Genomic DNA, 26,755 nt, shown 5'->3' with positions numbered 1-26,755 from the left:
TAACTAGTACGTAAACAATGTCCGAGGAGTGAAAATTATCAGTAAAAGGAGTCGCGTAAGCCTTGGCATGCAGTAAACGTTTGCTTGAGGGTCAATCAAACTCACTGTATTTGGAGAGCATAGTTTCTAGATAAATGCTTTGTGCGCGGTTCATACGATCTTGCCATGCAATTGTGACAGTAATGTTTTTCAGAGCGCCATACAAAGCCCCGTTGGCATCGGTTACATCACATGTCATCGCATACGCAGAGCCCGATAAACCGGATAAGGGATCTGAACTTGCTATGTTGAGACAATGGTTCGCCTCACTTAGTTCCGAGAAAGAAATAAGCCCAACCGCCCCACTCACATCCGACACGCGAGTTCGATAATATTCCATCTGTCTTTCTGCAAAATGCAACGCTTCAACACTGTGGAGTGCAAACTCTGATTTTTGTTCCGCGTACACCTGCAATTTAACCAGCCCTAATGAAGCAACACCAATGAGCATAAAGGAGATAAGCACCTCGATCAGGCTGAAACCTTGTTGTTTAGAAGTCATTCCATGAACCTCGCTTCCATTGGTAAATCGAAGGCGGATCGCTTGGGTTAGATTCAGAACGAAAATCTAAGTCCATGTCACCCACAATGGTCGTCACACCAAGTGGGGAATCAAAGATAAGGCCACCGGAAGGAAGACCCGACGCAAACTGAATCCCGACACTTTTTTTAATAACGTTGACGTCATCGATGTCTTTGATAAAAGGAGCAAATACATTGTTCGCCACAAGCCCCTTCCAAAAGTCATCGACACGAGTTTTCACATGGCTCTTTTGATAATCAACCAAGTGATAAATCACTCCGTTGTAAGCCATGGCTCCATTCAAGGCGAACACACCATCTTGCACAACCAGAAGCTGCGATGGATTGATTGTGGCCGCCACCGCAGCGTTGATATGGCAGTTGCCTTCAATCCACAGCCCCTTGCTTTGCCCTGCGGTAAAGTGGTCCATGATCTCAGTACCGCAGTCAGTCGCATTCAATAGCTGAACATGCTTAAACAAATCAGCATCTTGTGACAAGTCGACAATATTTTGGTCGGTTTTAGCAACACCAAAGAAGGTGTAAAACGGATTCATATTTGGGTCAGGGTTAAAGTCTTTCTGGAACGGAGGTGGGTTCGCTTTTTCATAGTAATCAGGAGCATAAATCGAATGAGAGCTGCCGGAGGTACCTTTAGGGATCGCTGTTTTATAGTCGCTATGGCAAATACCATCGAAGCCAGAAAATGGGCCATCAGCACTAGGATCAAGCACCTCTAATCCCAATGCCTGCCCTGAATTACTATGGGTTGCATCATATTGATAGGTGAACAGATCAGCAAAAGTAACACTGACACACTCATATTCATTACCATCAATAGGATCTTCTTTCGCTGTCGGTTTAAGACTCAGTGTACCGATGAGCTCAATCGGCCCTGTTGATTGAATCGCCCCACTGCCTAGCAAGGAGCTTTCCTTTATTGTCTTATAGAGCGAATGTGTATCCATTGATGACGTCACAATATAAGCATTAGAACTCACACTATCAGAGATCTCGACTTTAGGTTGGCCTGTATAAGGGGAGCACCAATCGGCAAAATCAGCAGGGCGAGTACTCGAATCTTTGATGTCAGGAATGGTTTTATTTAACTCGAGTAGATAAGAGTATGTGCACTCCAAGCCACCTTCCGATCGCCAGTGGGCTTTGCGACCTTCGACCTCATTTTGGGCCACTTTGATCTGATGAAAAACACTGCGGTATGAACCTAACGTCACCACCAGCGCACCAATTAAAAGCACAGATGTAATCAACAAGGTCACCACACCACGCTGGTTTCTTAACATCATCATTGCCAGTTCCTTTGTTTAATGGAGACCGAAAGCGATTTGGAAACACCCGCGGTTAGAATTGAAGCTGTGATATTGATATCAGTGAGCGTGGTCTTGATAGAGTTTTGCTCTAATACCTGAGAATTAATGTTGAACTCGTCCACTTCGATAAGACTGTCATCGAACAATGAATAACACGATGTGACGTCATTGAACGAAAGGAGGTCATCTGAAACAAGCATGCCTTTTTCACATATTTGTAGCCGAGTCCCATCCTTACGGTAAACGATATGTCGATGATCTTTATCGCTACTCGACCCTTCTCGGAAATAAACAAAACCCACCGCCACACCGCCACTGACTTGAATGGTATCAGTCGCGCCAGATAACTTGATTGAGTAACCGTTTGAGCCATCGTAACCCGCTCGTTGGATATCCTCTTTCATCACCTGCATGGTGCTTGTTAGATTTTGTAGCAGCAATAATTCAATGCCTTTGTCTTTGGCAATTCTCTGCCCTGTTATAAAGACACTACCGATAATCGAAATCGCAAATACACCAATCACAGACGCCACCATTAACTCAATTAATGATGTGCCTTGTTGTTTACTCGGCGCTATCGCGGTCGGTCTAACACGCATCATAGCCATACTGCGCACTGGACTCTCCGCACACCTTAATTCGCCCTGGAGGGCTAGATAATTTAACCAACAGTCGGTCTGTAGACGCCGTGTTTGGAGAAAGGTAAATCGTCCCTCTGGCTGGCCGCCCTCTCACACTCTCAAAACTAATTCTTGCGCCTGTATAGTTATGAGAAAACGAGACATCTCGAAACGGTTGACCCGATAACATCACCAGCGTTTCGCCGGAGAGATCTTCGGTCGGTTTCAACAACAAGCTCCATTCCCCTGTTGATTGCTCTTCATTTTTATCCATGGAGAAATGAACCCAAAGATCTTGATTCCTTTTCACCGATTCCGACTTAGCTTGAATTAAAAAACCATTCAACTCACCAGCGAGTCGCTGCATCTTGACGGTTTGAGTCACCGAACTAAAACTCGGGGCAGCCGTCGCTATCAGTATCGACAAAACCGATACTGTTATTAACAGCTCTAATAAAGTAAACCCGCGAGTCATTTCCCAAATTCCTATGTAATCTGATGCGTAACCGTATTTAATCTTGCGCCGATGCTACCACCGGAGAAAAATAGACAGAGTTATGAAAGGAAACTACTCGCGATGATTCGAAGAAATATATGCAACAACAACAACTTAAGCATTAAAGGAATGACATTGATCGAATTATTGATCGCTATCGCCATCGTGGGGATACTCGGCGCCATTGCCTACCCAAGTTATACAAACCATGTAATCAAGGCGCATCGAGTTACAGCGATGGCTGATATGACAAAGATCCAATTGGAGATAGAAACGCTGTACACGGGAAACTACGCGTCGGCAGCGGAGAGTGTTATTTCTGGAGGGACATGCTTGTTTTGCGATACGGATACCAGTCGCTACACGCTAGCAGTTTCGGCTAGCAGTACCACCTATTCGATTCAGGCTGAACCACTTTCACAACAAACAAACGATGACTGCTTAGAGTCGACCACCGATATTTTGGAATTGCACCACTCAGGTATTTCAGAACCGGAAGCATGTTGGAAATAGCAAGATAACCCTGCAAGAAAACTAGAACTTGCCCGTACACCTCAGTTCTTTCCTATATGAGCTTCTTTTCTCTAACCTACAGACACAAAAAAGCCTGCTACATGAGCAGGCTTTTCTATTGTTATCAAAAACTTTAAGTATCAACAATTTAAAGCATCAATAACTTAAGGTATCAACAACCTAAGTTGCTAAGTAAGGGATTACTTAGTTAGGTCATCGAAGAAGTTTTTAACGCCGCTGAAGAAACCTTCAGACTTTGGCTTGTGCTTGCTTGCCGCTTCGCCACAACATGTTTCTTCGAATTCGCGTAGTAGTTCTTTCTGACGAGAGCTTAGCTTAACTGGTGTTTCTACCACTAGCTTAACGATTAGGTCACCTACACCGCCGCCACGAACGCCTTTCACGCCTTTGCCACGCATACGGAACATACGGCCCGTTTGTGTTTCTTCTGGCACTTTAAGGTTCACACGACCATCCAGTGTTGGAACTTCAACTTCACCGCCTAGAGCAGCCATAGAGAAGCTTACTGGTACTTCACAGTAAAGGTTGTTGCCGTCACGCTCAAAGATGTTGTGCTCTTTTACGTGTACTTGTACGTACAGGTCGCCAGCTGGAGCGCCTTGCTCTCCCGCTTCGCCTTCGCCAGATAGACGAATACGATCGCCAGTATCAACACCAGCAGGGATCTTAACATTAAGTGTTTTGGTCTTCTGCTTACGGCCTTGGCCGTGACAAGAGTTACATGGGTCTTTGATGATCTTGCCTTTACCATTACAAGTAGGACAAGTCTGTTGAACCGCGAAGAAACCTTGACGCATTTGTACTTGGCCGTGGCCATGACAAGTGCCACAAGTTTGCGCTGAAGAACCTTTCTTCGCGCCGCTTCCGTCACAGGTATCACACTCAACAAGTGTTGGAACTTCGATTTCTTTAGAAACACCACGAACCGCTTCTTCTAGAGAAAGCTCCATGTTGTAACGTAAATCAGAACCACGTTGTGCACGCGCTTGACCGCCACCACGACGACCGCCGCCGAAGATGTCACCAAATACGTCACCGAAGATATCGCCGAAGTCACCTTGGCCACCGCCGCCGAAACCGCCGCCGCCACCCATGCCGCCTTGTTCAAAAGCTGCGTGGCCGTATTGGTCGTAAGCTGCTTTCTTTTGAGGATCGGTTAGGATCTCGTACGCTACTTTTACTTCTTTAAACTTATCTGCTGCGGTGTCGTCACCCTGGTTACGGTCCGGGTGGAATTTCATCGCTAAGCGTTTGTACGCTTTTTTAATATCGCGCTCTGATGCATCGCGGCTTACGCCTAATACTTCGTAAAAATCACGTTTTGACATGTTCTAGGTCACCAAAATAATTGCTACTACCGAATGATCACTTCAGTAGTCTGTGTATCAATCTAGATAAAAGTTCTGCCGGCTGAAACGCCGAATAAAGCTATTATCTAGATCGACAAGTCTAAATACAAATTTACGGGCGTGAGAGTTACCTCTGACGCCCGTATTAATAAGTCTTCGAGACAAATTTCTAAGCAGATAGCTTGAGTTCTAGGAGGAAGCGCGGAGCCTACGCTAGTAGGTGAGCACTTCCGACAACGAAATCAGGCTACTCTGCGACGAAATTATTTTTTGTCGTCTTTAACTTCTTCAAACTCTGCGTCTACCACATCGTCGTCTTGCTTAGGTTGCTCACCCGCTTCAGCGCCAGCTTGCTGTGCTTGAGCTTGTTGTTGAGCGATTTCCATTAGCTTCTGAGCTGCTTGCATAAGTTCTTGAACTTTAGCGTCGATAGCTTCTTTGTCGTTACCAGACTTAACTTCTTCTAGTGCCGTGATAGCTGCTTCGATCTTCTCTTTCTCTTCTGCAGGTAGAGCTTCACCAGCTTCTTCTACTTGCTTACGAGTACCGTGAATCATTTGGTCAGCTTGGTTACGTGCAGTTACTAGCTCTTCGAACTTTTTGTCCGCTTCTTTGTTAGCTTCTGCTTCTTGTACCATTGCTTCGATCTCTTCCTCAGACAGGCCACCTGATGCTTGGATAGTGATCTTCTGCTCTTTACCTGTCGCTTTATCTTTAGCAGATACGTTCAGGATACCATCAGCATCTAGGTCGAATGTTACTTCGATTTGTGGCATGCCACGTGGTGCTGGTTGGATACCTTCTAGGTTGAACTGACCAAGAGACTTGTTGTAAGTCGCTTGCTTACGCTCACCTTGAAGAACGTGGATAGTTACTGCGTTTTGGTTGTCTTCAGCTGTAGAGAACACTTGATCCGCTTTAGTAGGGATAGTTGTGTTTTTCTCGATAAGCTTAGTCATCACGCCACCCATCGTTTCGATACCGAAAGATAGAGGAGTAACGTCTAGTAGTAGAACGTCTTTAACGTCACCAGCTAATACACCACCTTGAACAGCAGCACCCATTGCAACAGCTTCGTCAGGGTTCACGTCTTTACGTGGCTCTTTACCGAAGAATTCAGTTACTTTAGCTTGCACCATAGGCATACGAGTCTGACCACCAACTAGGATAACGTCAGTGATTTCGCCTACAGATAGGTCAGCATCTGCTAGAGCTACTTTTAGTGGCTCAAGAGAACGTTGAACTAGGTCTTCAACTAGAGACTCAAGCTTCGCACGAGTCACTTTGATGTTCATGTGCTTAGGACCAGTCGCATCAGCAGTAACGTAAGGTAGGTTTACGTCAGTTTGAGTAGTAGAAGAAAGCTCGATTTTCGCTTTTTCTGCTGCTTCTTTAACACGCTGCATTGCTAGTGGATCAGCTTTAAGGTCGATACCTTGCTCTTTCTTGAACTCATCTACTAGGTAGTTGATCATGCGGTTATCGAAATCTTCACCACCAAGGTGAGTGTCACCGTTAGTTGAAAGAACTTCGAAAGTCTTCTCGCCTTCTACTTCATCGATTTCGATGATAGAGATATCGAATGTACCACCACCAAGGTCGTATACAGCGATAGTGCGATCACCGCCTTGCTTGTCTAGACCGTAAGCTAGAGCAGCAGCAGTTGGTTCGTTGATGATACGTTTAACATCTAGACCAGCGATACGGCCAGCATCTTTAGTTGCTTGACGTTGAGCATCGTTAAAGTAAGCAGGAACAGTTACTACTGCGCCAGTTACTTCTTCGCCTAGGAAGTCTTCAGCTGTTTTCTTCATTTTCTTAAGAACTTCAGCAGATACTTGAGGAGCAGCCATTTTTTGGCCTTGCGCTTCAACCCATGCATCACCGTTGTCAGCCTTAACAATGTTGAAAGGCATGATTTCGATATCGCGTTGAACTTCTTCATCTTCAAAACGACGACCGATTAGACGCTTGATAGCGAACAGTGTGTTTTGAGGGTTAGTAACAGCTTGACGTTTTGCAGGTTGACCAACTAGCGTTTCGCCTTCTGTGTATGCGATTACTGATGCTGTTGTGCGTTCGCCTTCAGCATTTTCAATTACGCGTGGTTTGTCGCCGTCAAGAACAGCAACACAAGAGTTAGTAGTACCTAAATCAATACCAATGATTTTACCCATCAGGCCATCTCCGAAATATATTCTATTAAGTTTTTGCTATACCCACATATGTGGGGGTGGTAATTAGAGAATCAACCCTAATACACAAAATTAAAGTGCAAATGTAATTTGCTTTCGTATGCACCATAGATAAGGGCTGCAAACTGGTTTTCAAGGGAATAAGTGAAAAAAATCTATTTTTTCGCGCATCTTTTTACATAAATATAAAAAGTGGCCCCCCCCTTCCCCCTTATGGCTCGAAAGTAGAGATATTCGCGTGTTTGCTATGCAAAGAAAATATCCGCCATATTCTCTTTCACATAAAAAAAGACCTTCACTTTGAAGGTCTTTTTAAAATAGATGTTAATCGATATGGGTATCAGCCAATATCGATATCACTGGAATAATTATTGATTTAGCACTAACTGGTAGAAGCTTGCTTGAGTGTAGTCACCCGCCTCCATACCACGCCATTCACAAGCCGAACTCGACTTCTTGGTGTTGCACTGGTTGTAGGCGCCCGCTTTGAAATACATCCAATCTTGACCGTAACCAAGGTCGATGTCGTGTCCTTGATATTTACCCTTTGCCAAATCAACATCGTATGTCTTCACGACTGGGTCAGATGAGTTTGGATTCTTAGTAAAGGTTAAGTGCATGATGTTGTCTTTGATATTCACATCGTATGAGAACACCTCACCTAATTTAATACCATCGGCAGGATCAGCACTGCCCTTCTTCAAGTTGTATTGACCAAACACATCATGGCGAATGTCTTTACGAAGTTTCTTACCGTTTTCGTCCTTCGCATCTTTCATTTCTGTCGGCGGGTTCAGTTCATAGTTCCACGTTAAAGAACCGTGTTCATGCTCTGGCAATTTGCGGTAAACAATTTTCAGAGGCTCATTATCCGAGCCATGGATCTGACCAATAACCACTGAGAATGCGCCTGTCTTTTTGTAGTTGCCGCTAGTACTAACTTGGTCGACAGAAAGCGTTGCCGTCATTTGACCACCAATAGAACCAAACTCTTCTGCATTGTCATGGCTTGAAGTCGCGAAGTTGTTGTTCGGCGCTGAGTAACTGTCTGCCAGCATTGCTCTCAGTTCACTACGTGTATTCTTACTGTTTGGTGTGGTTGGCGCGGTATTTGGAGCCACAAACACCATCGCACCAGATTCAGCATCTGTGTAGAACCATTTAGGGTGAACATAAGGCGTTTCTACATTCGACAATTCCTTCTTACCAATCTCCAGAGTTTTACCTTTACGGTCTCCCTCGGTTGTCAGCTCAGGTAAGTTAATTTTCCATTTAGATAAATCGAAGTTCTGTGCCGGTGCTTTTGCCGGATCAAGGTCAAACTGTTGACCAACATCGTGATTAGAAGCAAGAACAGGCGCCGCTAAAAGACCAGCAGTCAGTAGGCTAAGGTAGGACAACTTCATTATTTGGTTTCCTTTATGTCGTCATAATATAGGTTGCCAGAACAATAAAATAATATTGTATTATTATATGTGATCTACATTAAATATTGAAAACTGATGACCGATAAGGTGTCTATAAAAATAAAAAATGAGACTTAGCACCAACCAGAGATCCTCTTTAACCTACTAACTAGCCAAGCAACACCGAGCACTTATTAGCAGCAACAAAAATGTATGGTCCGCCCCGTTATTGCAACTACAATTAAGTAATAACGGAGTTGGTTTGCGCTAATGTATTCGGAGTCCTTGTTGGGAGCACTAGCTTCCCAGCTCCACGATGATATCCGCGCCAGATTATCCTTAAAAAGCCCAAAGCATTGATTGCTATTTTTTGTGTCAGGTTCTTAATCTGGCCGATTGACCGTTTTTGTCATCACGTTCATTGACGTTGCAAACTTGGTTATAGCTAAACAGCCTTAAAAGCTTGGCGGTGGTATAACACCGCCCAAGCTATCCTCACTAGCTTGTTGGCTAATGCGACTACCACTACATTAAATGGTTTGGTGGCTCGTAGATTCACAAGCCACTCTCCAAACACTTTCCCTGTCGTCTCTAGTCTAGAGAGTACAGCCCTTGCCCCATGGACAAACAGAGTTCTGAGGTGTTTATTCCCTCGTTTACTCATACCAAGTAGCTTGGTCTTTCCTCCCGTTGAGAATTGCCTTGGCACAAGCCCCAACCAAGCCGCCATCTCACGGCCATTGGTAAAGTTACTCGGAGAGCTTACATCGGCAATACACAATGTGGAGGTAAGATCACCAATTCCAGGGATAGTTTTTAATAATTGAGCACTTTCGTTGTTATTAACAATAGTTTGAAGCTTGTTATCTTGAGTTTTGATTTGTTCATTAAGGTACTTGTAATGCTCGTGGATAGATATCAATTCACATAGCAAGCTTTTTGGTAATGAGACGGTTTGTTCTGCTAACCATTGAAACAAAGACTTCATCTTTGCATGCCCTTTGGGAAAGCTAAGGCCGAACTCAAGTAAGATCGCTCCGATCCGCGACATAGTGGCAGTTCTCTCCTTGATATAACTATCTCTGACTCGATGAATCGCTGCGATGACTTGAGCCTCTTCACTTTTTACAGCTACAAACCTCATGGTCGGTCGACCCGCAGCCTCTGCGATCGCTGAAGCATCGATGAAATCGTTTTTATTGCCTTTGACATAAGGCTTAACATACTGAGGAGGAATAAGTCGGGGTTGATGCCCAAACTCACTACACTTTCGAGCAAGCCAATGAGCACCGCCACAGGCTTCGAAAGCAATAGTTGTTGGTTCTATTTTGCTAAGAAAGATTAAGAGTTGGTTACGATTAAATTTACGACGAAGAACCACCACTCCACAACGGTTATGTGCGATAGCATGGAAGCAATGTTTACCTAGGTCGATACCTAAAATATGAATAGAAGACATATGGTTCACCTCATTCTGAGAGCCTACTCTAAGCTTAAGGGCTTGAGAGTGAGGCGGACCATATAATTAAGCCCCGCTCTCATTGAGCGGGGCTTCCAGTTATCGAGTCTTAATTAAGAATTAAGCTTCTGCTTTCTGTAGTTCAGCTTCTTCGTTTGTTTCAACGCCAATTTCACCTTCAGACTTAGCAACGATAGTGTTAACCGCTGTGTCACCCACTACGTTAGATGAAGTACAGAACATGTCACAGATACGGTCAACAGCAGCAACAATCGCTAGACCTTCTGGTGGCAAACCTAGTTGGTGTAATAGAACACCTACCATCACAACACCGCCACCTGGAACACCACCAGCACCGATAGACAGTAGCAGGATAGTTAGACCTAGAGTGAAGATATCAGCTGTATTGATTGGTTGACCGAATGCGTTCGCAACGAACATTGTCGCTAGTGCGATGTAGATAGATACACCAGACATGTTCATTGTTGCGCCTAGTGGTACACCGAAACCTGCTACTGACTTAGATACGTTTAGTTTGTCAGTTAGAGTACGCATTGTTACTGGGATTGTTGCATTCGAACTTGCTGTAGATAGTGAGAATAGAACTTGCTCACGAGTTGCACGTAGGAACTGCTTTGGAGAAATGCCAGTGAATGAACCAACCATCATCGGGTAGAAGAAGAAAATCCAGAACACAAGCATTGCAACCACAAGTGCCACATAGCCAGCAACTGACATTAGCGTGTCTGCATCCAGTGTTGCGCCTAGCTGAATCATCAGAGCAAATACACCGTAAGGCGCCAAGCTCATTACTAGACCGATAAGCTTCATCATGATTTCGTTAGCCATCTTGAATGTCTTGATAGCTGGACCACCACGAGAATCAAGCGCTTGAATAGCAAGACCTGTCAAAATTGCCATGAAGATGATTTGTAGCATATCGCCGCTTGCGAACGCTTCTACAGGGTTGCTAGGAACGATGTTAACAACAAGAGAGAAGATGTCTGGTGTTTCAGTTGTTGTAAGCGCAATTGTCTCAGAAACCGTACCTGCTAGGTTTGCACCAGCGCCAGGTTGGAAAATAAGACCAATCGTTAGAGCAGCTGAAATCGCAATGATGGTGTTAATAATGTAAAGACCAAAGGTTTTACCACCAAGGCGACCAAATGAACGGATATCTTTTAGTTCAACGATACCGCAAACAATAGACACGTATACAAGAGGCACTACCAGCAACTTGATAAGTGATACGAACATACCACCAGCGCCTTCCGCAGCACCAAGTAGGTAAGTGTCAAAAATAGCAATACCGCTGAATAGGTACTGAATAGCAGTACCAATAAGTAGGCCGGCAAACAAGCCTACAAAAATCTTACTTGAGAGCGATTTATCCATCGTTCTTCTCCAGTCTGTTGTGTTTAAAATTTGTACTTTTATAGTTATATATGCGACTAAAATCGCTATATGGCAGTGGATTTTACATACAAAGATAACAATTAAAAGTATTTATTTACAAAAACATTACAAATGTGACATCAAAACATTTCTTCATTAACAACCAGTTTCATAATATAAAACTCTAAATCGTTGATATGGATAAAATAAAAAGAACGACATTCTTAATGCGATTTTGATGACTATTTACGTGGACTCTCAAATGACAGGCACAAAAAAAGAGAGGCCTATGCCTCTCTTTCATCTTACGGTAGCCAGTGAATTATGTTGCAGCCCCTACTTATTCAGTAAGTGTGCCAGACAATCACTTGGCGACTTAATTACTTAGCAACCATAACCATTGCAGGACGAACTACACGACCGTTTAGTTCGTAGCCTTTTTGCATCACGAACATAACCGTGTTTGATTCGTGATCTGGGCTTTCTTGGATAGACATTGCTTGGTGGAATTCAGGGTTGAACACTTCACCTTCAGGGTTGATCTCTTTAAGACCAAACTTAGCCACTGTGTCTACGAACGTTTTGTGCGTTAGCTCAACACCTTCAAACAAAGGCTTAACCACTTCGTTTTCAGCATCTGCAGCTTGCATTGCACGCTCTAGGTTGTCGATTACAGGAAGTAGACCTTCAGCAAACTTGTTCAAAGCGAATTTACGCGCTTTATCAATTTCTTGCTCGCTACGACGACGCATGTTTTCAACTTCAGCTTTCGCGCGAAGAACAGAATCTTGCTGCTCTTTCACTTTAGATTCGCTAGATAGCAGTGCAGCTTCTAGTTGAGCGATTTTTGCTTCCTGCTCATCAGCAGCGTCTTCGCTCAGCTCAGCAGCTTCCACTTTTTCTGCTTCAGCAATGATCTGATCTAGCTCTTCTTCGGTTACTTTGTTTTCTTCGTTGCTCATGATATCTCCAGAATTCGTTTTCAATGCAAGTGACAGGCGTGTTTGCACCCCAAATTGATATAAAACACTCGCATAGACGTTCAACTTGCCTTTATTATGGGGATGAAGAATTTTGATTCAAGCCTAATTCGTTTGGAAACGTTATGAAAAAGCCATTTGAAGTCATTGCCATTATCGGTAAACCTCGAGATCAGCAAGCAATTCAGACTCATAGAGAGCTCTATCAGTGGTTAAGTGCTGAGGGTTATCAAGTGTTTGTTGATGACAGACTCGCCACAATTTTAGACGATATCCCAAAAGAACATTTTTCTAGCCTGATTGAATTAGGTAAACGCGCCGATCTCGCGATTGTGGTCGGTGGTGACGGAAATATGCTGGGTGCAGCTCGAATCTTGTCACGTTTCGATATTTCAGTGATCGGTGTTAACCGAGGCAACCTTGGTTTCCTAACCGATCTTAACCCTGAAAACTTCCAGAGCGCGCTGACGGATGTTCTTAAAGGCGAGTTCATGGAAGAAGAGCGCTTCTTACTTGAAACGGAAATTCATCGCCACGGCCAAATAAAAAGCCACAACGCCGCACTCAATGAAGCAGTACTTCACCCCGGTCAAGTTGCCCACATGATCGAGTTTGAAGTGTACATCGATGACAGCTTTGCTTTCTCTCAACGTTCCGATGGTTTGATCGTTTCCACTCCGACAGGCTCTACTGCCTACTCGCTTTCTGGTGGCGGTCCTATTTTGTCATCAAGTTTGAATGCGATCTCATTGGTACCAATGTTCCCGCATACGCTTTCAAGCCGCCCACTGGTGGTCGATGGCAAACGCCGCATCAAGCTGATCGTATCGCCTGATAACCGCGGTACTCAAGAAGTCAGCTGCGATGGTCAAATCTCACTACCCGTTTCTCCTGGTGACGAGATCCACATTTACCAAAGCCCAAATGTGCTCAAGCTGATCCACCCGAAAGACTACAACTACTATCATGTCCTACGTAACAAACTGGGCTGGTCGAGTAAGTTGTTTTAACTAAACGACTCTAGTAATAACCGAAAATTTTAAAGGCTGACGACATTCGTCAGCCTTTTTTAATACCTGAGAGATTCCCTATCACGTTCCTTCGTCGCTGTAGGGAATGACGATAACTCACACTAAAACTCAAAATGACCGTCATTCCAGAACCGAGGGACGAGGTATCTGGAATCTCCTACTCATCTAAATACACACTCACAGAACCTATCTCTATCATGCACCTTCGTCACGATAGGGAATGACGGCAACGAACATCAAGCCTCAAAACGTCGCCATTACCAAGAAGGAGAAACGACTTAGTTGGCAATCTCATAATAGTTCGTCGTAGAGATCGCGCCGACTAGGATTCAGCTTACTAATCAACGCTTCCTTCCATGAACGATTCCATTTCTTTAGTTGTTTTTCTCTCCCAATCGCAGCCCTGAAGTCTTCGAAAGACTCAAAATATACTAACTTGTGAACATTGTACTTCTTAGTAAACCCCTCTACCTCTCCCGCTTTATGTAGCCAGATCCTTTGCTTAAGGTTCCCAGTAACACCAACATAAAGGACTGAATTGGTGCGATTAGTCATAATGTAAACGGTAGGTTTTTTCATAGAAATTCTTGTTCGTTTTTCCTGAAGCTAGCAAACATTTAACTCTCAAAAGTGCGAGATAAGTGCGAAACAGCCTTAAGTAGATTCCCTATCACGCTCCTCCGTCGCTGTATGGAATGACGAAAAACCGCACCAAAATCAAAAATGACCGTCATTCCAGAACCGAGGAACGAGGTATCTGGAATCTCTCCAACTGAAACAAACTATAAAAACAGATCCCCTACCACGATCCTCCGTTGCTGTAGGGAATGACGACAACGAACAAAAATCTCAAAACGAACCGTCACTCCAGAATCGAAGAGTGAGGTGTCTGGAATCTCTGACACTCAAACAAACTACAAAAACAGATTCCCTATCTAGTTCCTTCGTCGCATTAGGGAATGACTCTGACTGACCTCAAGCACATACTAAACCGTCATTCCCAAGAGGGAGGAACGACCGAGTTGGGAATCTATCGTGCTTTCAGTGATCTACAGACAAATTCAATTCTGAGAGCTATCGCAAAAAATTTTCACCTATCGACTTTACTGTATAAAGAAACAGTATATACTGAGCTTATATACAGTATTGTTCGGTTATACAGGTAAATAAAAATGCTGGCTCATTTAAGTGTTAATAATTTCGCTATTGTTAAGTCTTTACAGCTAGAACTCTCTAAAGGCATGACAACAATCACCGGGGAAACGGGTGCGGGTAAATCTATCGCTATCGATGCTTTAGGCTTATGTCTTGGAGGAAGATCAGATGCAGGAATGGTTAGACAAGGTGAAGAAAAAACCGAAGTCAGTGCCGCTTTTTTACTTGAGAACAATCTGCATGCAACTCGCTGGTTAGAAGACAATGAACTGCTTGATGGCGGTGAATGCATCCTACGTAGAACCATCTCTAAAGAAGGTCGTTCTCGCGCGTTCATCAACGGCAGCCCGGTTCCTCTTTCGCAATTGAAATCACTGGGACAACTGTTGATCAACATTCATGGTCAACACGCACACCATCAGTTGATGAAGAGCGACTACCAAATGGCCATGCTTGATCAATACGCAGGCCACTTGAACCTATTGAAGTCGACACGTAACGCTTACCAATCATGGCGACAAGCGGATAACCATCTAAAAGAGTTACGTGAAAACAGCCAACAAAACCAAGCTCAAAAGCAGCTTCTTGAGTATCAAATCAAAGAGCTAAACGAGTTATCTATTGGGGAGGAAGAATATGAAGAGCTCGAACAAGAGCATAAGCGCCTCTCCAATAGCGGAGAATTGGCCTCAACCTGCCAGCAAGCTATCGAACTTATTTACGAAGGTGAAGAAGTTAATGCGCTTGGTATTTTGCAATCGGCCAATCACTCCCTAATTCAACTTGCTGATTTAGATGAAAGATTAGCTGAGCTACCAAATCTACTATCTGAAGCCATAATTCAGATTGAAGAGACCAATAGCGAGTTAAGAAGTTACCTAGACAGCATTGATGTCGACCCTGCTCGCATGGCTTACGTGGAAGAGCGCTTCTCTAAAGTGATGTCGATGTCGCGTAAACACCATGTGTTGCCAGAAGAACTTTATAAGCACCATCAAGACTTGCTACAACAAGTCGAAGCGCTGGATTGCTCTGATGAAAAGCTGGATGAATTAGCTAACGAGGTGGAGAACCAATACCAGTCGTTCGTTGCGAAATCAGAAAAGCTGCATAAGTCACGCACTCGCTACGCGAAAGAGCTGAACAAGCTGATCACTCAAAGCATGCACGAACTCAGCATGGAAAAAGCACAATTTGCTATTGAAGTGAACAATACCAATACACACCCATCACCATTAGGTATGGATAACGTGACCTTTATTGTGTCCACCAACCCAGGCCAACCGATGCAGCCAATTGCTAAAGTAGCGTCTGGTGGTGAGCTATCACGAATCTCACTCGCGATTCAGGTCATCACGGCGCAGAAAGTCGACACTCCAAGTCTGATTTTCGATGAAGTCGATGTGGGTATCAGTGGACCTACCGCTGCGGTTGTCGGAAAAATGCTGCGTACGCTAGGTGAATCAACTCAGGTGATGTGTGTGACTCACTTACCTCAAGTAGCAGGTTGTGGTCACCAACAACTGTTCGTTGCCAAGAGTACCAAGTCGGGTAAAACAGAAACGCAAATGTACACGCTTGATGAGCAACAACGCGTTTCAGAGCTTGCTCGCCTGCTTGGTGGCAGCCAAATTACAGAATCGACCCTTGCCAACGCAAAAGAGTTATTAATCGCAGCTTAGGTCAAATATTCAGCAAATTTCTGATAATTTACCGAAAATTCTTGGCAATTTTGCAACTAAATTCAAAATTGCCAGTCATAACAAGCTCAAAGCGCAAGGAGCTTTTTACTTCTTGCTGGAGCTTGTTTATTATCAGGCAGTATTTTAGCGAAGAAAGATCTCAAACTATGCGAATTAAAAAGTGGTTAGTTGCAGTTCCACTTGCACTAACAATGTTGACCGGTTGCTCTCTACTAGAGAAGTTGGTTTATCGAATTGACATCAATCAGGGTAACTATGTTGAACAAGAAGCTGTCGACCAGCTCAAGTTTGGCATGACAAAAACACAAGTTCGTTACGTTATGGGCTCACCTATGCTTATCGAAAATGGCTACCCAGATACGTGGTACTACATTTATCACCATCAAAAAGGTCACAACGACCCTATTCAGAAAAACCTTGTCGTGAACTTTGATGCTACTGGCACTCTAGTAACGATCAACGGTGATTTTGAAGCCAGTGATGAGTTCTTCGAAAGCCTTCGCTAGCTTTCCAGTCAACAAAGCTTTCAGCCGATAAAGCTATTAGTGGACAAAGCAAGAATCGCAAAAGCCTGCTCAATGAGCAGGCTTTTTAATATCCGCTAACAAATTAACTCACGGTGCCCAATCCCAACGGGCACAAAAAAGCTCGCCAATATAGCGAGCTCTTCTTAATAAAATAGGTTTTACAATGCTACTTGGCAGCTGCTGCTTTCGCTTGTTCTGCACGCTTGCGGCGAATCTCTTTTGGATCAGCTAACAGAGCACGATAGATTTCGATACGGTCTTTATCGCGAACCGTTGCATCTAGCTTCACGTTACGGCTGAATACACCAACCTTGTTCTTAGCCAAGTCGATCTCTGGATACAGCTCCAATACACCTGACTGCGCGATGATCTCTTCAACGGTCGCGTTCTTGTTCACGACTAAGGTAAACACTCGCTGTTCGTGTGGAAGAGCAAACACAACTTCTACGTGGATCATATCTGATTCAATAGTCATGGCTTAGTAAACCTGTTTCGCGCGTTGAGTAAAAGCACTGACCATATTGCTCGTCAGCTCATTGAAAATCTTACCAAAAGCCATTTCAATCATTCGGCTAGAAAATTCAAACTCTAACTTAAGCTCGACCTTACACGCTTGATCGTCAAGAGGAGTAAAGTACCAACCACCCTGCAATTTTTTGAATGGGCCGTCCACCAGCTCCATCAAAATCTCAGCACCTTCCGCTAAGCGATTCGACGTAGTAAATGTTTTGCTGATACCGGCTTTAGAGACATCAACCGAAGCCACCATAGTTGAATCTGAAGATTCGATCACACGTGAACCAGAACACCCTGGCAAAAACTCGTGATAACGAGCAACATCATTGACCAAGCTGAACATCTGGTCGGCACTAAACGACACTAATGCTGAACGAGTAACCTTTGGCATATAGACTCCTGTTAAAGACAGCGTTACATTAACACAAACTGCAATTTTAATTGTATTGGGCCAGAGCGCAAATAAAAAGGATTCCCCAACTAGGGCGCAATCCGTATAATGAGGCCATTATGGCAAAGAATAAATCAAAATCAAAAGCCGGTAGTAATACCATTGCGCTTAATAAGAAAGCTCGCCACGAATATTTCATCGATGATGAGATAGAAGCGGGGCTTGAGCTACAAGGCTGGGAAGTAAAATCCCTACGTGAAGGCAAAACCAATATCGCAGAAAGCTACGTTTACATCCGAGATGGCGAAGCATTCATCAGTGGTATGACGATCACTCCGCTTACTCAAGCGAGTACTCATATCGTGGCGAACCCAACACGTATCCGTAAACTCCTTATGTCGAGAAAAGAACTCGACAACCTTATCGGTCGTATTAACCGTGAAGGCATGACACTTGTCGCAACTGCACTTTATTGGTCTCGCTCTTGGGCGAAGATTAAAGTGGGCGTAGCGAAAGGTAAAAAGCTGCACGATAAACGTACTGATATGAAAGAAAAAGATTGGGCGAGAGATAAAGCACGAATTATGAAGAGTAATTTGCGTTAATTTTAAGCACTTAAACGCACAGTGCTAGACAGGTTAAGCTTTTCTGGTACTATGCAAATAACACTTGGGGCTGATTTAGGATTCGACAGGAATTTTGAAGTCTGAGGTGCATGCCGTGGGGCGGTTGGCCACGTAAAAAGCCGCAAAAAAATAGTCGCAAACGACGAAAACTACGCACTAGCAGCTTAATAACCTGCTCAGAGCTCTCTTACCCTAGCTTCCGCTCGTAAGACGGGGACCAATAAGAGATCAAACCCAAACTAGCTAGCGTGGCTTCTCCCACCTGAGAGGAAAAGCGCGAATTATAATTCAGGTTAGCCTTTAACTAGCGTGTCGGTTCGCAGGTTGCTGGTGAAATTAAAGATCGACTAAGCATGTAGTACCAATGATGAATGATTTTTGGACGCGGGTTCAACTCCCGCCAGCTCCACCAAACGTTTGGAAAGGGCCAACTCGAAAGAGTTGGCCCTTTTTGTTTGTCTAAAGGTAATGACTTAGCAAACAACCCAATAAATAACAAACACTTAGGGCTATAATCGTAAATATCAAAAACAGACACTCAACAAAAAGCCACACATCCCATTACTGAAATGTGTGGCTATTTAGAACTGTTCTATTTCTCTCTCAGTAAGTTGAGGCGTTACTCCATCTCGCCTAGTACGTAATCTTCATCACTACTCACTACTGCGCCGTGCTTCAGGAAGTTCTTACCTAAAATCATGCTGTACTCGAAGCGAGAACGATCTTGAAGGTTAACTCTCACCTTCTTCTCAAGGTCACCTAGCTTAACGTTCATTTCGACTACTGGGCGAATGTTCACCTTCTCGCCTTTCTTGGCTTTAATGCGCATTACATCAATCACTGGCTTAGTGAACTCTTGCTTATCGCCTTGGTTGTTTTGATAAGTAAAGGTCACCATGTCTTGGCCATCTTTCTTGAATCGTTTGATGTTCAGCGCATTCATTGAGCTAACATCAGCACCTGTGTCTAGCTTGGCAGGGAATGTCATGCCGTTCACTTCAACCACTTCAATGTGTCCTACTTTAAACAGAGGCTCGGCTTTCAATAGATAGTCAGAACGCGTGTTTACATAAACGCCCTCTTTCGCCATCTTCTTACCAAGGATGAAGTAGGCTTCTTTTTCATTGCTGTCTAACACATCAATCGCGAAGTCTTGTTGGCGAACTTTGCCAGAAACCGAGAACTCACCGCTTACAACCGGGCGAGTATCTTCTCCTACTTTGAGCTTTTTAATAATTGGCTTGGTCACCTTCTGCTTTTCACCATTGACGTCAGTTAAGTAGAACTCAACAGATTCATCTTTGCCCTTGCCGATAATCTCAAAGCTATCGACCTTCAACAGAGGTGTATTTACCGTGAAAGAAGCCACAGCCTTGAGTGGAAAGTTGTCGATGGTAATGTCTTCTTCCGGCGAGATGATCAACGGTTCACTTGCATCAGCAACATCACTAAAGCTCTCTGAGCCTTCTGAAAGAATATTCTCAGCATTGGTATCAATCATGAAGAGTTCGCTAGCGGTGTTGGTTCCCAATCTAAGCTGTGAGCTGCTGCTTGAACGGTCACGTAAGTACACGAGAACATCTTTAGTTGTGTTCTCATCAAGTTGAACAGGTACATACACTAAAGGTCTCTTGTTGCCGCTCACGCTTAACATACGAACCAATGGCAATGTCATCTCTTTCTGTTTGCCATCGTTGTCGAACATATCAAACGTCACTTCGTTGTTCTTTTTGTCTACGTCGATATTTTTTGCATGCAAAATGCTGTAGCGGTTCTTTAAAGAGAAGGTCGCGTTCATCGCCATGCCCGAGATAGACACTACCTCTTTGCGGCCAACCACGGTTGCGTTCTCTTGCTCTTGCAAATAGTCGTAGCCAGCAAACACTAGAGCGTTGTCAGCAAGAAAGGTTTTACCGATCAATACAGGCGCGGAGAAGTGACTTCTGTCTGTCAGGTTAACGTCGGTTTTTAGCTCTTGGTCTGCAATGGTCAGAGACATTTTAATCGTTGGGCGAAGCAGAGGTGTGCTGCTAGTGCGGCTGCGGATCATACTGACACGCTCTAAAGGCGCTTCAATTAATACCATGTCTCCCATGCGTGGGTTTTGAACCTTGAAAGACACCACAGCTTCATATTTCTCAAAGGTGCTGCCATCCCAATCATCGTAATCAACATCACTGTTGTTCAACACATCTTCGGTTAATGCCGCCATCAACTCTTTGTCTTTGAAATTCTTGTAGTCGGCATGTGTGCTTTTTACATGAATGTCTTCGGCATGCATGGAAGTGGTTTCGGCACCGGTGTCGATTTTGCCAATGAAAGGAACGTCTTTAAGCCCTTGAACGCTAGAAAGGTACACATTCTCAGTACGGCCTAATACCGCCTTACCATCGAGTTCGTAAGTCGGGTTTTGTGTGGTGTGTGAAGTGTCTGTAGCCAAAGAATATTGTGAAAAAAGTAGAGTGCTTAAAAGAGTTAGAGCCAAAGGTATCTTTTTCATTAGTTGGTCCGTTGTGATCAGTACACTAATAATACTGGCGAATAGGCAAGAAGTTCCTCCACCAGCGATGGTTCTCACATAACGTTTACGCTATGACTTTTTCAATGACAAACCGATGACTTTGCGCCGCATTACTTCATCAATTATTGACTAACGGATACCCAATAACCTTTTGATTGCTCGGTATTCTATTGGAGAAACGAATATAAAAAAGGCCAACGACGTGCGTTGACCTTAGCGATTCAAAATACCCTTGAAGCGATCTTAAGTTGCTAAAACACAAACGGTTCTAGATAAACATAGCACTAAAAAGTCCCGACCGTTTTCTTTGCACAGACAGCGCGAGCTTTTTCTGCGCCCTCGCCTTTATTTTTATTAAAACATTGGCGGTAAGATTCGACGTATCGCTCAAATAGTACTTTGGCTTCAGGTTCTGGTTTAGAGAGCAGTTGATTAACGAACTTTCTCGAACCGACCTCGAAATGCTGAGTATCGATTGGGGTATTCCAGTCTCCTCCCCAGATCATAAAACCATGATGTGCAAACAGCTCGACCACATCTTCCGCCATGCCTCGGCGCTCAATATCATTACGAGCACGAAAGCGCGTTCTGTTTACATAGCTGGTTGCCGATTGTGATGGCTTAACCGTGATGGTTCCGTTGCTATCGAACGCTAAGAAAGGGTTTTGAACTGGGTTGATGTCGATTGCCACACCGTAAGCATGCTTCGACCAACCTCCTCCGCCAGTGATAGGCCGAGCATTAAACGCACTGCTGTTGTTAGCTTCCATCGAGGCGTTGTCATCACCGTTAAACTCACGCATTAGTCGCGCAGAATGCAGTGGGAAGTTACGCTGTTTGAGTTCTAAAAAGATTTGTTCAACAGAAGGGGCGATAACATCAAGCACGATCATGTTCCCTTGCTGCGTTTCGCCCTTAAAGTTTACGAAATCAAAGTCCACTTTGGATAGGCGGTCACAACCGACTGGCGCTCCGCTATTCAATACCTTGTTCTTTTGCATCATGTCACACTGCCATTGAGAGACAGGCGCAACTTGGGCGTAACTCGCCGCACTGAGCAAGGTTGCCAGCAAACCAACAATTAAACGTTTCATATCAAGGCTCAAAAACAGTAAGAGTAAAAAGACAGGAAGTGGAAAATAACACACTCAGCCTAACAGAGCGCATACCTTACTAGTGCGCTTTGTTCCAATAAACGATTTCGCGAACTCGACCATTCTGATCCTTATCAGCCTTTTCGCCAATATCTGAAAGTTCAGGCAAGCACGACAATGTTGGAGCGTGATAAGCAATCAGCATCAATATAAATGCGTCATAAATATCATCTATCGCGACATCTTTACGCTTGGTGTTTGAGATAGCTAAAGCCACACCCTCACACCATTGCGGAGCGAGTTGCTGAATAATCGAAAGCCTTTCTTCTTTGCCCTCTTGAGTTCGCTTAGAAAACGTAAGCGGTTCTTCTTTTAAGGCAGCGAATACCACCTCAGGGTGAGACTCTCTGATCGATAAGTTCGGGTGATCATCGATGAGTTTATCTAACTCTCGGATTTTAGGAACAATCCCCCAAGTTTGCTTAGAGAACTTCTTACCAAGCTGCTGCACATTGGCATTACACGCCGCAATATAATCGGTTTGATAAACCGCCTCACGACACGGAACTGGAAACACCGAAGAACCACGTTTGCTGGTTAGAAAACGCCTTGCTGCTTTGTCGCATAAACGATCTGGAGTCTGCGCATCACTGAAACCAATCGGCATGTCGATAAGCGCCGTTGAACCGATGAGATCACTCGCAAGCTCATCAAGCGCCTTTACTACTTTGAAAACTGGCGCCTGATTATCAGAGACAATCCAAGCGATCCAACCCGCCTTACAGCCATCAATTCCGATGTATTTCATTGTTTACTCTACCGTTTCGTAAAGGATTAAATTAGAGGGTAAACTGCGATCAGTGCCACTCATTGATTAATAGTCGGCTTTTCACACCGCGTACCTGCAGACCCATTGCGTCAAACACCTCTTCGAAGTCTCGACACTGTGGTGGAATATTGGGTAAAGAAAGTGCCGCTTCAGAAAAGAACTGCTGTTCAAAATGAGCCGAATCACTCCACGCCAATTGCCACCATTCGAGAATACGAGGTTTAGACGCGCGAAGTTTTTCAGCGGTAGGCACTTTGTCACTTTTACTTAGATTCTCTTTGCTTGTGGTTGGAAAGAGGTTCCACTTGTCGTTATTCGGCCAGTAAGCAAAAGGCAGACAGTGATCAACGTGATACTCATTTTTTAATGACTTTCCACTCCAGACACTGACAATGTCTGCCTGATCCGATCTAAGCTGTTCAACTCTCTTGCGTACGTCACGAGTATCGTGGTTTCGGTCAATCCATACTAAGCAGTCGTGATAGGTCTGTAGTGAAATGTTGCGCTGTCGATTTAACTCAAAACGCTGCATCTCCATCACCCATTGATTCACGACTAGCGGCTCAATCCAAGAGTGATAGATTCTGAAACATTCCCATAAGCTTTCATCCAGTGTGAAGTAACCAAAGCTTGCTAAGAACTCACTGTCGATGACCAGTGATTCTCGACTCTTACGTCGCTGCTGAGGTGGGAGTATCTCAAACAACTTATTCTCTTTAGAGCCTTGATAAATAAAGGTCACTGGACCCGATTTAAGAGTACTGATCGTTTGTGAAAACAGCTTCTGCAATGCTTTGGCTTCCTCGCCCAAAAACATGGTACCAATCGCTAAATCATCGGCACTGAGGTGTTTGAGCTTGTTCCAACCATCGTCTTTTACAAACCCTAGGCCTTTACTCGTGTTGCTGTTTTGCTGAATCCCAACGCCTTCTATATCGATATCAATTAGACGCTTAAATTGCCTAACCCAATACAGAGCAACCAAACCCACAGGTAGAGATATTTTTCCATCGGTTCGATCTAGCACGGCACCTGAATGGGCATCTGCGATTCGTAGTAAGGTTCTTAACAATGCCAATTTGTATGTAGCCGACTTATTGTCATTCACAATAATGTGGCGCACCTTGTTTAAGTCACCCGAACCGTCATCTGGCAACGTCATCACTACGGTTTGCCACCAAACCTCACTGCGGTTCAATGTGTCTTGGCTGTTATCAAGATGACGCACCAACAAAGCACTGTTCTTCGATAAACGCTCAAGCTCTTCAACAGAGACCTCATAGCCCTCTCGGTCGTCATGAAACTCTCCGTGACGTAGCGTAATCACCAACTTGCCATTTGGAGCGAGTAAGTTAGATAACTTTCTGAATGCTCGCTCTCGATATGACGGTGCAAGGTGCATCCAAACAGCACTCACCAATATCAGGTCAAAACGCATTCCGAGGTTTTCTGTTCGGCTCAATGATGGCAGTGAATCATCTAACCATGTAACACTTGGCCCAGTATGTTCAGCACCTTGATCGCGTAATGACGCACTGGGTTCTATCGCAATAACTTCAGCTCCAGCCTTTTGCATCCATAACGCATCACGGCCACTGCCCGCACCGACATCTAACACCTTATCGCCCTCTAAAGGCCAGTAAGCTTGCCAGCTTTTATGTACCACTTCGAAAGCCACGGAGTTGTACTGCTGACAAAGTGCAGGAGCATTTTTATCGTAAAAAGGAATCGATGAGGACATATACACTATTGGAGTAAGGAGACTAGTCCTATAGTAATGGTGGCCTAATAGGATTACTAGCGGCACATGTAGGTTCAGCAACATCCGTCAACATTCATCATTAGTGGCTGTTTTATATCAACATATCCCTATCGAACTCATCCAAAGAAAAGTGAAATAAACCAGGTGCAAGGTGACACTCAAATAGAGATAATTACTTTTACAACAATCCCCCTAACCTCAATCCCTAGCCGATAGAAGCTCAATGACTCAATACTCCTACATAGATATCCCGTTCAACCTGCGCCACACCTGTTGGTTTTGTGGTGAGCCTTCTGATCACAGCGTTGAGTTTCCTAAAACTGCTCAGCTTTTTGCCAAGGTTGGTCATGTGCCGATAGCACTACCAGCGTGTAAAGAGTGCGCGAGTGTTAAGTACGCGAAAGACCTGACATCTATATGGGCGGTGCGCGACCAGATAAAGCATGCACTCATAGATAAGTATGCCAAGCACTTAGGCATTGGTGAGAACTGGACTGAGCAAGAGCTGATAGACAGCGAGTTTACAGGCTCGACACTTGGCGGTTTTGGGCGCAGCGCTTGGAAGATGTATCAAATCGCCAAGCAGCGAGTCGAGTATCAAGGTTGGCCTTTGTCGGTTGATAACACCGCGATTGAGGCCTACGACGAAACTAGTGGCTTTGAATTTGAAGGCACTCGTTATGCTTCAATCCATTCTTGTATCGACTATTTCACCAAGGCTGCAGGCGTAGACAAAGAACTACTCTCAGAGCTGGTCAATATTGTTTCATCAGAAAGGTTTAGCTACGCACTGAAAATTGCGAAGCTGAATAAGAATGTCTCGAATACCAAGCGCTTGGCGATCATCGACGAGGTGCTGCAGCAAGAATCTGAACAACAAGAGATTTTACTGGAACAGGCTAACGCGATGTTTAACCCCAATATTGAAGAAGTGTCGGTTTCAGGCTCAACGGCTCCAGTGTTTGCAATTCAATGGGCAATCGCAAACAAGGTGGAAGACTTAGCTCAGCTATGTGCGCTTGAAGATGATTATTTTGACTATTTTGAACACCTTGGTGGCCCCGCAGCTTTCATGTCTTACAACGGCCTGCAACTCTATTTAGAGGCACGCCAAGATCCTGAATGGGTAGAAAAAACGGACCCAAATAAACAATATTGGTTATCATGAACCATTACTGGTGAACACGTGTAAGCTCGATATGCGCGTCTAATACCTATTGTTAGTCATTGTTTTATATAAAGATCTAAAAAAAGACCTCTAGCACAGTTAATTGTTGCAATTCGGTTAAATAGAGTGAAAACTTCAACTATCTAAAACTATTTAATCGCTGCACCCTTGCAGTGAATAAGGAGTGAGTTGTGCTTGCTGTTCTTCGTATTATTTTGGCGACAGTGTTTATTATTTTCACCACTTTATGTGCTTTTGTTTACTGCTTGTTTAGCCCCAAGAACCCTAAGCATGTGTACGTTTTCTGTCGTTGGTTCAATCAACTACAAAAGATAGTTGGTGTAAAACTGGTTCAGCGCGGCCTAGAGAATGCGCCAACACCAGAAAAAAGCGTGTATATCTCTAACCACCAAAGCATATTGGACTTTGTCACCGACCCTGGAATGCTAAGACCACGCACCGTTTCTTTAGGAAAGCGCGATTTGTTAGTAGTGCCGTTTTTTGGGCTGCTGTATTGGATCACGGGGAACATTTTGATCAATCGTGAAGACAAGTCGAAAGCGCGCGATACCATCAAACAAGTGGCAGAAGCGATTCATCAACGAGATCTGTCTGTGTGGGTTTACCCTGAAGGAACTCGTAGTAAAGGCCGCGGGCTATTGCCTTTCAAAACTGGCGCTTTCCGAATGGCAATTGAGGCGGGTGTGCCTATCACCCCTATGTGCACGAGCACCACTCACAACAAAATCGACTTTAACCGATTAAACAACGGTATTGTGATTACCGAGATGCTTGAACCTATTGATGTGTCTGGATACAAACTGAGTGACGCTAGAGAGCTGGCCAATCACTGCCATGCGCTAATGGCTGAGAAGATTGCAGAGCTTGATGCCGAAGTCGCTAGATTGGAATCACAACAAAACCCAGAGCTTGATTCAGACCGTTCTTCCACTAACTAACTCGCAACGAACACACTGAGTCATCGCTCAGTTACTTAAAAAGATACTCAACGATCGCAACTCTCATTGTTCTTGTTTTACTTGCTGGCGCTTATCCGCAAAATAAAAACAGGCACTAACGGCTTGATAGAGCAATGGGAGTAAACG

General features: G+C 44.2%; 24 protein-coding genes and 1 other RNA gene. 8 read left to right on the top strand and 17 right to left on the bottom strand.

Annotated features, from left to right (window positions below):
* Nucleotides 1-91: 91 nt before the first annotated feature.
* Genes FLM53_RS11305 through FLM53_RS11290 form a run of 4 tightly spaced genes read right to left on the bottom strand, consistent with a single transcriptional unit; the run spans nt 92 to nt 2,987 of the window.
* Complete coding sequence (locus tag FLM53_RS11305; RefSeq protein WP_176681895.1) at nt 92-541, bottom strand: prepilin-type N-terminal cleavage/methylation domain-containing protein; 450 nt, start codon at nt 539-541, stop codon at nt 92-94.
* On the bottom strand, nt 531-1,871 hold the full coding sequence (locus tag FLM53_RS11300) for a hypothetical protein (RefSeq protein ID WP_176681896.1): 1,341 nt from the start codon (nt 1,869-1,871) through the stop codon (nt 531-533). The genes FLM53_RS11305 and FLM53_RS11300 overlap by 11 nt, the downstream gene beginning before the upstream one ends.
* Nucleotides 1,868-2,500 carry a PilW family protein gene (locus FLM53_RS11295; protein ID WP_176681978.1) on the bottom strand — a complete coding sequence of 211 codons (633 nt, stop codon included), beginning with the start codon at nt 2,498-2,500 and terminating at the stop codon, nt 1,868-1,870. Before FLM53_RS11295 ends, FLM53_RS11300 begins: the two co-directional genes overlap by 4 nt.
* A complete protein-coding gene (locus FLM53_RS11290) occupies nt 2,481-2,987 on the bottom strand; it encodes a GspH/FimT family pseudopilin (RefSeq protein ID WP_017631958.1) in 507 nt (168 codons plus the stop codon). Before FLM53_RS11290 ends, FLM53_RS11295 begins: the two co-directional genes overlap by 20 nt.
* A gap of 102 nt (nt 2,988-3,089) precedes the next feature.
* Here FLM53_RS11290 and FLM53_RS11285 point away from each other — a divergent pair, with 102 nt between their 5' ends.
* Nucleotides 3,090-3,521 (top strand): type IV pilin protein, encoded by a 432-nt coding sequence (locus FLM53_RS11285; protein WP_176681897.1) that lies wholly within the window; start codon nt 3,090-3,092, stop codon nt 3,519-3,521.
* 200 nt (nt 3,522-3,721) lie between these two features.
* Here the strand turns inward: FLM53_RS11285 and dnaJ are convergent, their stop codons facing one another.
* The 6 genes from dnaJ to grpE all read right to left on the bottom strand — a co-directional run bounded on the left by dnaJ (nt 3,722) and on the right by grpE (nt 12,308).
* On the bottom strand, nt 3,722-4,870 hold the full coding sequence (gene dnaJ, locus FLM53_RS11280; RefSeq protein WP_176681898.1) for a molecular chaperone DnaJ: 1,149 nt from the start codon (nt 4,868-4,870) through the stop codon (nt 3,722-3,724).
* 284 nt (nt 4,871-5,154) lie between these two features.
* Complete coding sequence (dnaK, locus tag FLM53_RS11275; RefSeq protein ID WP_017631959.1) at nt 5,155-7,068, bottom strand: molecular chaperone DnaK; 1,914 nt, start codon at nt 7,066-7,068, stop codon at nt 5,155-5,157.
* Between the two features lie 386 nt (nt 7,069-7,454).
* Complete coding sequence (locus tag FLM53_RS11270) at nt 7,455-8,492, bottom strand: polysaccharide lyase family 7 protein (protein WP_176681899.1); 1,038 nt, start codon at nt 8,490-8,492, stop codon at nt 7,455-7,457.
* 445 nt (nt 8,493-8,937) lie between these two features.
* Nucleotides 8,938-9,951 carry an IS110 family transposase gene (locus FLM53_RS11265; protein WP_176681011.1) on the bottom strand — a complete coding sequence of 338 codons (1,014 nt, stop codon included), beginning with the start codon at nt 9,949-9,951 and terminating at the stop codon, nt 8,938-8,940.
* A gap of 120 nt (nt 9,952-10,071) precedes the next feature.
* The gene (locus tag FLM53_RS11260) at nt 10,072-11,346 is read right to left on the bottom strand and encodes a dicarboxylate/amino acid:cation symporter (protein WP_017629404.1); all 1,275 of its coding nucleotides are present in this window, start codon (nt 11,344-11,346) and stop codon (nt 10,072-10,074) included.
* Between the two features lie 380 nt (nt 11,347-11,726).
* Complete coding sequence (gene grpE, locus FLM53_RS11255) at nt 11,727-12,308, bottom strand: nucleotide exchange factor GrpE (RefSeq protein WP_017629405.1); 582 nt, start codon at nt 12,306-12,308, stop codon at nt 11,727-11,729.
* A 143-nt stretch (nt 12,309-12,451) separates the two neighbouring features.
* Here grpE and nadK point away from each other — a divergent pair, with 143 nt between their 5' ends.
* Nucleotides 12,452-13,336, top strand: a complete 885-nt coding sequence (nadK, locus tag FLM53_RS11250) for an NAD(+) kinase (protein ID WP_017066747.1) — start codon at nt 12,452-12,454, stop codon at nt 13,334-13,336.
* A gap of 312 nt (nt 13,337-13,648) precedes the next feature.
* Here nadK and FLM53_RS11245 read toward each other — a convergent pair whose 3' ends face one another.
* Nucleotides 13,649-13,936: a GIY-YIG nuclease family protein gene (locus FLM53_RS11245; protein WP_176681900.1), complete on the bottom strand. Its 288-nt coding sequence runs from the start codon at nt 13,934-13,936 to the stop codon at nt 13,649-13,651.
* 593 nt (nt 13,937-14,529) lie between these two features.
* On the opposite strand from FLM53_RS11245, the gene recN reads away from it, so the two are divergent.
* Together recN and bamE are read left to right on the top strand one after the other, a co-directional pair.
* On the top strand, nt 14,530-16,194 hold the full coding sequence (gene recN, locus FLM53_RS11240) for a DNA repair protein RecN (RefSeq protein ID WP_176681901.1): 1,665 nt from the start codon (nt 14,530-14,532) through the stop codon (nt 16,192-16,194).
* Nucleotides 16,195-16,361: 167 nt separating this feature from the next.
* On the top strand, nt 16,362-16,721 hold the full coding sequence (gene bamE / locus FLM53_RS11235; RefSeq protein ID WP_009848326.1) for an outer membrane protein assembly factor BamE: 360 nt from the start codon (nt 16,362-16,364) through the stop codon (nt 16,719-16,721).
* A gap of 187 nt (nt 16,722-16,908) precedes the next feature.
* On the opposite strand, the gene FLM53_RS11230 is transcribed toward bamE, so the two are convergent.
* Together FLM53_RS11230 and FLM53_RS11225 are read right to left on the bottom strand one after the other, a co-directional pair.
* Nucleotides 16,909-17,217, bottom strand: a complete 309-nt coding sequence (locus FLM53_RS11230) for an RnfH family protein (RefSeq protein WP_004737569.1) — start codon at nt 17,215-17,217, stop codon at nt 16,909-16,911.
* Nucleotides 17,218-17,220: 3 nt separating this feature from the next.
* Nucleotides 17,221-17,649 carry an SRPBCC family protein gene (locus FLM53_RS11225; RefSeq protein WP_016767156.1) on the bottom strand — a complete coding sequence of 143 codons (429 nt, stop codon included), beginning with the start codon at nt 17,647-17,649 and terminating at the stop codon, nt 17,221-17,223.
* A gap of 119 nt (nt 17,650-17,768) precedes the next feature.
* On the opposite strand from FLM53_RS11225, the gene smpB reads away from it, so the two are divergent.
* A complete protein-coding gene (smpB, locus tag FLM53_RS11220) occupies nt 17,769-18,254 on the top strand; it encodes an SsrA-binding protein SmpB (RefSeq protein WP_004735156.1) in 486 nt (161 codons plus the stop codon).
* 66 nt (nt 18,255-18,320) lie between these two features.
* Nucleotides 18,321-18,687: a transfer-messenger RNA gene (ssrA, locus tag FLM53_RS11215) on the top strand.
* A 207-nt stretch (nt 18,688-18,894) separates the two neighbouring features.
* Here the strand turns inward: ssrA and FLM53_RS11210 are convergent.
* The 4 genes from FLM53_RS11210 to FLM53_RS11195 form a co-directional block, all read right to left on the bottom strand.
* On the bottom strand, nt 18,895-20,775 hold the full coding sequence (locus tag FLM53_RS11210) for a RimK/LysX family protein (RefSeq protein WP_176681902.1): 1,881 nt from the start codon (nt 20,773-20,775) through the stop codon (nt 18,895-18,897).
* Nucleotides 20,776-21,080: 305 nt separating this feature from the next.
* Nucleotides 21,081-21,890, bottom strand: coding sequence for a M15 family metallopeptidase (locus FLM53_RS11205; RefSeq protein ID WP_176681903.1), 810 nt, complete (start codon nt 21,888-21,890; stop codon nt 21,081-21,083).
* A 79-nt stretch (nt 21,891-21,969) separates the two neighbouring features.
* On the bottom strand, nt 21,970-22,698 hold the full coding sequence (locus FLM53_RS11200; RefSeq protein WP_176681904.1) for a DUF429 domain-containing protein: 729 nt from the start codon (nt 22,696-22,698) through the stop codon (nt 21,970-21,972).
* Between the two features lie 49 nt (nt 22,699-22,747).
* Nucleotides 22,748-24,460, bottom strand: coding sequence for a bifunctional 2-polyprenyl-6-hydroxyphenol methylase/3-demethylubiquinol 3-O-methyltransferase UbiG (locus tag FLM53_RS11195; protein WP_176681905.1), 1,713 nt, complete (start codon nt 24,458-24,460; stop codon nt 22,748-22,750).
* A 244-nt stretch (nt 24,461-24,704) separates the two neighbouring features.
* Here FLM53_RS11195 and FLM53_RS11190 point away from each other — a divergent pair, with 244 nt between their 5' ends.
* Both FLM53_RS11190 and FLM53_RS11185 read left to right on the top strand, forming a co-directional pair.
* A complete protein-coding gene (locus FLM53_RS11190; RefSeq protein ID WP_176681906.1) occupies nt 24,705-25,649 on the top strand; it encodes a hypothetical protein in 945 nt (314 codons plus the stop codon).
* 191 nt (nt 25,650-25,840) lie between these two features.
* Nucleotides 25,841-26,608 carry a 1-acylglycerol-3-phosphate O-acyltransferase gene (locus FLM53_RS11185; protein WP_176681907.1) on the top strand — a complete coding sequence of 256 codons (768 nt, stop codon included), beginning with the start codon at nt 25,841-25,843 and terminating at the stop codon, nt 26,606-26,608.
* Nucleotides 26,609-26,755 lie beyond the last annotated feature (147 nt).

Source organism: Vibrio sp. Scap24 (genome assembly GCF_013394185.1).
Taxonomy (GTDB): domain Bacteria; phylum Pseudomonadota; class Gammaproteobacteria; order Enterobacterales; family Vibrionaceae; genus Vibrio; species Vibrio pomeroyi.
The sequence above is the reverse complement of the archived record's forward strand: the minus strand, read 5'-3'. Positions and strand labels throughout refer to the sequence as shown.

Bases quoted from the DNA above. Each gene is read 5' to 3' on its own strand.
- FLM53_RS11305 (WP_176681895.1), bottom strand. From the start codon at position 541: ATGACTTCTAAACAACAAGGTTTCAGCCTGATCGAGGTGCTTATCTCC.
- FLM53_RS11300 (WP_176681896.1), bottom strand. From the start codon at position 1,871: ATGATGATGTTAAGAAACCAGCGTGGTGTGGTGACCTTGTTGATTACA.
- FLM53_RS11295 (WP_176681978.1), bottom strand. From the start codon at position 2,500: ATGGCTATGATGCGTGTTAGACCGACCGCGATAGCGCCGAGTAAACAA.
- FLM53_RS11290 (WP_017631958.1), bottom strand. From the start codon at position 2,987: ATGACTCGCGGGTTTACTTTATTAGAGCTGTTAATAACAGTATCGGTT.
- FLM53_RS11285 (WP_176681897.1), top strand. From the start codon at position 3,090: ATGATTCGAAGAAATATATGCAACAACAACAACTTAAGCATTAAAGGA.
- dnaJ (WP_176681898.1), bottom strand. From the start codon at position 4,870: ATGTCAAAACGTGATTTTTACGAAGTATTAGGCGTAAGCCGCGATGCA.
- dnaK (WP_017631959.1), bottom strand. From the start codon at position 7,068: ATGGGTAAAATCATTGGTATTGATTTAGGTACTACTAACTCTTGTGTT.
- FLM53_RS11270 (WP_176681899.1), bottom strand. From the start codon at position 8,492: ATGAAGTTGTCCTACCTTAGCCTACTGACTGCTGGTCTTTTAGCGGCG.
- FLM53_RS11265 (WP_176681011.1), bottom strand. From the start codon at position 9,951: ATGTCTTCTATTCATATTTTAGGTATCGACCTAGGTAAACATTGCTTC.
- FLM53_RS11260 (WP_017629404.1), bottom strand. From the start codon at position 11,346: ATGGATAAATCGCTCTCAAGTAAGATTTTTGTAGGCTTGTTTGCCGGC.
- grpE (WP_017629405.1), bottom strand. From the start codon at position 12,308: ATGAGCAACGAAGAAAACAAAGTAACCGAAGAAGAGCTAGATCAGATC.
- nadK (WP_017066747.1), top strand. From the start codon at position 12,452: ATGAAAAAGCCATTTGAAGTCATTGCCATTATCGGTAAACCTCGAGAT.
- FLM53_RS11245 (WP_176681900.1), bottom strand. From the start codon at position 13,936: ATGAAAAAACCTACCGTTTACATTATGACTAATCGCACCAATTCAGTC.
- recN (WP_176681901.1), top strand. From the start codon at position 14,530: ATGCTGGCTCATTTAAGTGTTAATAATTTCGCTATTGTTAAGTCTTTA.
- bamE (WP_009848326.1), top strand. From the start codon at position 16,362: ATGCGAATTAAAAAGTGGTTAGTTGCAGTTCCACTTGCACTAACAATG.
- FLM53_RS11230 (WP_004737569.1), bottom strand. From the start codon at position 17,217: ATGACTATTGAATCAGATATGATCCACGTAGAAGTTGTGTTTGCTCTT.
- FLM53_RS11225 (WP_016767156.1), bottom strand. From the start codon at position 17,649: ATGCCAAAGGTTACTCGTTCAGCATTAGTGTCGTTTAGTGCCGACCAG.
- smpB (WP_004735156.1), top strand. From the start codon at position 17,769: ATGGCAAAGAATAAATCAAAATCAAAAGCCGGTAGTAATACCATTGCG.
- FLM53_RS11210 (WP_176681902.1), bottom strand. From the start codon at position 20,775: ATGAAAAAGATACCTTTGGCTCTAACTCTTTTAAGCACTCTACTTTTT.
- FLM53_RS11205 (WP_176681903.1), bottom strand. From the start codon at position 21,890: ATGAAACGTTTAATTGTTGGTTTGCTGGCAACCTTGCTCAGTGCGGCG.
- FLM53_RS11200 (WP_176681904.1), bottom strand. From the start codon at position 22,698: ATGAAATACATCGGAATTGATGGCTGTAAGGCGGGTTGGATCGCTTGG.
- FLM53_RS11195 (WP_176681905.1), bottom strand. From the start codon at position 24,460: ATGTCCTCATCGATTCCTTTTTACGATAAAAATGCTCCTGCACTTTGT.
- FLM53_RS11190 (WP_176681906.1), top strand. From the start codon at position 24,705: ATGACTCAATACTCCTACATAGATATCCCGTTCAACCTGCGCCACACC.